Origin of the sequence: Leifsonia sp. CL147 (genome assembly GCF_900114565.1) — a bacterium.
In the GTDB taxonomy this organism is placed as follows: domain Bacteria; phylum Actinomycetota; class Actinomycetes; order Actinomycetales; family Microbacteriaceae; genus Leifsonia.
The window spans coordinates 67,872-73,979 of sequence record NZ_FOTM01000006.1 but is presented as its reverse complement, the minus strand read 5'-3'; the positions used below and the strand labels follow the sequence as shown (position 1 = coordinate 73,979).

Sequence of the window (6,108 nt, the reverse complement as noted above, 5' to 3'; positions counted from 1 at the left end):
GCCGGGCATCCCCTCTCGCCGAGGTGCTCGTTGTTGCATGCCCGCACGGCGTGTCGGATGCAACAACGAGCACCTCGGCAGACGCACCTGAGTGGATGCCCGTGCGGCACAGGCCCGCTCCGCCAGCTCCGTGCCATCGACCCCGCACCGGCGCCGGGCATCCCATCTCGCCGAAGTGCTCGTTGTTGCATGCCGGCACGGCGTGTCGGATGCAACAACGAGCACCTCGGCAGACACGGCGTGGGGCGAGCCGCACGCGGGGCGAGCGGGCACGCGGGCCTGCGCGGGGCGGGCCCGCGCGGCGCGAGCCGCACGCGCGGCGAGCGGGCACGCGGGCCTGCGCGGGGCGGGCCCGCGCGGCGCGAGCCGCACGCGCGGCGGGCGCGCGGCGCGGGCCCGCGGGGCGAGCGCGCACGCGCGGCGAGCGGGACGGGGTCAGCGGGCGACGCGGGTGGGGGCGGGGAGGCTGGTGCCGCGGGGGATGAGGCGGCTGGGGCGGGCGCGGCGGTCGGCGTCCGGCCGGCCGGACAGCTGGTCGAGCAGGAGGCGGGTGGAGCGCCTCCCCTGCTCCTCGGGGTAGCGGTCGAGGGCCGAGATCGGGCGGGTGCCGAGGCGGCAGAGCAGGGAGTCGTCCCAGCTGACGATCGCGACATCCTCCCGGCCGGCGCGGTTCAGCGCCGTCTGCGCGCCCAGCGCGAGCAGATCGTTCGAGGTGATCACGGCCGTGATCGCCGGATCGTCGCGCACGAGTTCGGCCGCGATCCGCTCCCCCGCCTCCATCGAGTAGTCGGAGGGCGAGAAGACGAACTCCATCCCGTTCTCACGGCCCCAGGACTCGACCGCGTCGCGCCGGTCCTTCTCGTGCTCGAACTCCGCGGGGCCGGCGATGTGCAGCGCCCGCCGGTGGCCGAGCGAGGCCAGGTGCTCCACCAGCAGCCCCGCGTCGGCACGGGCGTCGTAGAGCAGCACTTTGCCGGGCGCGACGGCCTCCCGGTTTCCGTGCAGCACGAACGCGAGGCCGAGCTCCTCGAGCAGCCGGGGACGCGGGTCGTCGAACGTGATGTCGAACAGCATGACCCCGTCCACCCGGGCCTCGGCGCTCCAGCGGCGGTAGGCGGCGACCTCCTGGCCGGTGTCCGCCCCGACCATCCGCAGCAGCAGGGACTGGCCGGTCTCCGACAGCTCGCTCTCCACCCCGGCGAGGAGGCTCATGTAGTACGGCTCCGCACCCAGCAGGCCCGGGTCGCGGCGCAGGACGATGCCGATCGTGTCCGACCGCGCCCGCGACAGGGCCCGCGCGGACGAGCTGGGATGCCATCCCAGCTCCTCGGCGAGCGCCAGCACCCGCTCCCGCGTCTCGTCGCTCACCCCCGGCAGCCCGTTGAGCGCGTACGAGACGGACGCCTTCGACAGCCCCAGCCGGTCGGCCAGTCCGGCGATGGTCACGCGTCCCGCTCCGTTGCTCACAGCCGCCTCCTTCCTGGTGCGCGGCCCAGACTACTTGCTCACGGGGTCGATGGACCCAGCGGCATGTTCGCCTCGCGCCGACTTCTGCCTCAGCGCCCTGGAGGTGGCGGGCCGGTATGTTCGCGGATGGATCACTCCGGCAGCCGGTGACGGGCGGCTGATCTTGACAAGCTTCATGTGAGCGCTAACATCTTCACTACGCGCCTTCGCCATGAAGCGTTGCCGAAGTCCCCCCGTTGCTCCTGACCGAAAGATTACGACAATGACGTCGACTGCTGATCGCACTCCTTCGCGGACCCTCCTTTCCGCGTTCCTCTCCGTGGTGGCCACGATGGCCATGATCCTGGGCGTGGCACCTGCTGCCCATGCCGACGTGACGTCGGGTCTGATCCTGAAGTACGACCTGACGCAGTCCAACGGCACCGCCATCGCCGACGCATCCGGCAGCGGAAACAACGGCACCTTGGTCGGGACGGGAACGTGGACCGGTGCCGACGGTCTGGCGTTGGACGGCTCATCGGCGTACGTGAAATTGCCGAACAACCTCATGGCGGGTCTGTCCGCTATCACGGTGTCCACGCAGGTCCTGGTGTCCGCTGCGCAGAAAACGCCGTACTTCATCTGGGGTCTGGGCAATCCGGCCACCAGCAACTCCGGTACGGGCTATCTGTTCGCCTCGGGGGACGCGGAGCGCGCCGGCATCACTCGCACCAATTGGAGCGGTGAGAATATCGCCAGCAAGGGCTCCAACATCGTCCGCGGCGTGTGGAAGACCATCACCTACACCCAGACCGGCACCACCGGGACGTTGTATGAGGACGGCGTTCAGGTCGCCCAGAACACCAGCGTTTCGGTCCTCCCGAGCGAGGTGGGCGGCGGTTCGACCACGCAGGACTTCCTCGGCAAGTCCGACTATGCCGCCGACAATCTTCTGAACGGTTCCCTCAAAGACTTCCGCATCTACAACAGGGCGCTGAGCGCGTCCGAAGTGTCCGCTTTGCCCCCGTCGGACCAGCAGCGGATCGACAACGACGCAGCCGACCTCCGCCTCGGCGACACGTCCGCCGTCACGTCCGACCTGAAGTTGCCGACGACCGGCACGTGGGGCTCGAAGATCACGTGGTCATCGAGCAACCCGGCCGTGGTCTCCGATTCCGGCGCGGTCACGCGCGGCGCGGATGACCAGACAGCCACCCTCACCGCGAGCCTCACCTCCGGCTCGGCCGTCGAGACGAAGGCCTTCACCGTCACCGTGCCCGCGGAGCTGCCCGCACAGCAGCGCGCCCAGGCCGCCGCGAACGACGTGGTCGTCCATAATGTCGACGATGTCCGCGGCTACCTGACGCTGCCGACCACAGGCGAGTACGGGGCGACGATCGCCTGGTCCAGTTCCGACCCGTCCACCATCGACTCGACCGGCGTGGTCAACCGGCCCGCCGCCGGTTCCGCGACCAAGTCGGTGCAGTTGACCGCCTCCGCGACCGTCTCCGGCGTGACGGCCACTCACGTGATCACCGCCACCGTGCCGCCGCTGCCGGCTCCTGCGCCTGACACGGGGTACATGTTCGCCTACTTCGCGGGCAACACCACCGCGGGCGAGAACATCTACTTCGCGCAGTCCAAAGGCAACAACGCCTTGTCGTGGCGGACGTTGAATGGCGGCAAGCCGATGCTGACCTCGACGATGGACACCAAGGGCCTTCGGGATCCCTTCCTCATGCGGTCCGCGGACGGCGACCACTTCTACGCTCTGGCGACCGACCTGTCCATCGGCGGCGGCACGAGCTGGGGCGATGCGTCGAGCAAGGGCAGTCTCTACCTGGAGGTCTACGAATCGGACGACCTGGTGCACTGGTCGGCGCAGCGGCACATCTACGTCGGCCCGGCCGGGGCCGGCGACGCCTGGGCCCCGGAAGCGACATGGGTGCCGAGCCTGGGCGAGTACATGATCTATTGGGCCGCGAACACCACGGTGGACGGCCACACCTACCATCGCACGTACGTGTCCTATACCCGTGACTTCTGGACCGCGACTCCCCCGCAGTTGTGGGATGACCCCGGTTCCTCGGTGATCGACACGACTGTGCTGCAGGACAACGGCACCTTCTACCGGTTCACCAAGGACGAGGGACACGTCACGGGCTGCACGGATATTCTCCAGGAGAAGAACACCGACCTGCTGGCAGTCCGCAACGATCCGCACCCGGATCAGGCCACCCCTCCGGCCTGGACCCCGCAGGCCAGCTGCATCGGAGCCAAGGCCGGCCTCGGCGCGGTGGAGGGCCCTACCGCGTTCAGGGCCAACCCCGGCGACGCCTCCGGCTACAAGTACTACTTGTTCGTGGATCAGTACTCCGGCACCGGATACGCCCCCTTGGGCACCAACGATCTGGACAACCCGAACTGGACCGTTCCCGCGTCCTACAAGCTCCCCGCCGACCCTCGCCATGGCTCGGTGCTGCCGGTCACAGCGGCGGAGATGCAGGCGCTGAACGCCCTGAGCACGGATCCCGCCCCGGCGACCGCGAACGCGGATGGTGAGATCGTGGACTACCCGATGACGCAGACCAGCGGCACCGTCGTGACCGATGCCAGCGGCAACGGTCACGACGCCGGCCTGGTCGGCAACGGCACGTGGACGGGTACGTCGCTCGCCCTGGACGGTAGCTCCTCCTACGTCAAGCTGCCGAACAACGTGATGGCCGGACTGGATTCGATCACGGTCTCCACTGACGTCTACCTGAACTCGAGCCAGCAGACGCCGTATTTCATCTGGGGCATGGGCAACACCGATGCCTCCGGCGCCGGTAACGGCTATCTGTTCTCCACCGGCGACAACTATCGCACCTCGATCGGGGGTGGGAACTGGACCACTGAGCAGACCGTCGGCAACGCTTCGCCTCTGTCGCGGGCCGGGTGGAACAGCATCGCCTACACCCTCGCGGGCGGGACGGCGAGGCTGTACCTGAACGGAGTGCAGGTCGCTCAGAAGACCGGTGTGACCATCGCTCCAGGCGATATCGGATCCGGGACGACGACGGCGAACTACATCGGCAAGTCGGTGTACAACAGCGACCACCTGCTGTCTGGTCAGGTGAAGAACTTCCGCATCTACGACCGGGCCTTGCCCGCCGGCGAGGTGGCCGCTCTGGCCGACCCGACCCTGATAGTGGGGTCGACGTCGTCGCAGTTGAAGTCCACCCCGGTCATCACCGCGGGTGCCGACCTGGTGGCGTTGCCGGTCGAGCCGGGTACCGACCTGACCTCGTTCGATCCGAAGCTGACCGTGCCGACCGGCTCCACGCTGTCCGAGACCGGACCGCAGGACTACTCGAGCCCCCGCCGGATCACCGTGACCAGCCCCGCTGGAGCCACTCGAACGTGGACGGTGGCGGCGCACGTGATGAACTCCCCGCTGATCCCGCTGTTCGCCGACCCCAACATCGCCCGGTTCGGCGACACCTACTACATGTACGGCACCACGGACGGCTTCGCCGGCTGGGGCAGCACCACATTCGAGGTCTACACCTCGAAGGACCTGGTGAACTGGACCGACGGCGGCAAGATCCTCGACCTGGCCGATGTCTCGTGGGGCCACACCAACGCGTGGGCGCCGACCATCGCCTACAAGAACGGCACCTATTACTTCTACTACTGCGACGCGCAAAGCATCGGCGTGGCGACCTCCAGCTCGCCGACCGGCCCGTTCACCGACACGGGCACGCCATTGGTGGCCAAGGGTGCGTACTCCGGGCAGATGATCGATCCCGATGTATTCACCGACAGCGACGGCACGAGCTATCTGTACTGGGGAAACGGCAACGCCTACGTCGTGCCGCTGAATGCCGACATGAAGTCGTACGACTCCAGCAAGGTGGTGAAGCTGACGAGCCAGCTGACGAACTTCACCGAGGGCTCGTTCATGGTCAAGCGCAACGGCATCTACTACCTGTCGTACTCCAACGGCGACACGGGGAACGCCGACTACAACGTGCAATACGCGATGGGCACCAGCCCGACCGGTCCGTTCACCTACAAGGGCGTGATTCTGCAGCAGGATCCGACACTGGGCATCTATGCCACCGGTCACGAGTCGATGATCCAGGTTCCCGGCACCGATGACTGGTACATGGCCTACCACCGCTTCGCCATCCCCGGCGGCGACGGCCAGCACCGCGAAACCACCATCGACAAGGTCACTTTCAACGCCGACGGAACGATCAAGCCGATCGTCCCCACATTGGAGAGTGTGCCGGCGCTGACGTTCAACGGAACCCATCCCACGGCCTCGGTGAGCAACTCCAACGGTCGCGGCACCGGACGGGACCCCGAGGCGCGCACCTACGGGGTCGGTGCGACCCTGACCCTCACTGCGGGTCAGAACACCGCCGAGGTCCAGTACCGCATCGACGGTGGCACGTGGGCCACGTATTCGTCGCCGGTGACGTTGCCCCGCGGCCAGCACACCATCGACTACCGGGCCCAGGGAACCGATCTGATCTGGGACTCGGTGCAGTCGCTGACCGTGAAGGTGGCGGGCGGCACCTCTCCGTGACGGTCGCCCCGGCCCGCAGTTCCGGACTTTTTCGAGCAGAACAGCGCGATTCGATCGAAAAAGTCCGGAACTCTCGGCTTCGGGCC

2 protein-coding genes are annotated in these 6,108 nt (G+C 67.9%); one reads left to right on the top strand and one right to left on the bottom strand.

What is annotated here, in order from left to right; all coding sequences use genetic code 11:
- Nucleotides 1–435: 435 nt before the first annotated feature.
- Nucleotides 436–1,467, bottom strand: a complete 1,032-nt coding sequence (locus BM287_RS07330) for a LacI family DNA-binding transcriptional regulator (RefSeq protein ID WP_090037585.1) — start codon at nt 1,465–1,467, stop codon at nt 436–438.
- A gap of 262 nt (nt 1,468–1,729) precedes the next feature.
- Between BM287_RS07330 and BM287_RS07325 the strand changes: the two genes are divergently transcribed.
- Nucleotides 1,730–6,022, top strand: a complete 4,293-nt coding sequence (locus BM287_RS07325) for a family 43 glycosylhydrolase (protein ID WP_090037588.1) — start codon at nt 1,730–1,732, stop codon at nt 6,020–6,022.
- Nucleotides 6,023–6,108 lie beyond the last annotated feature (86 nt).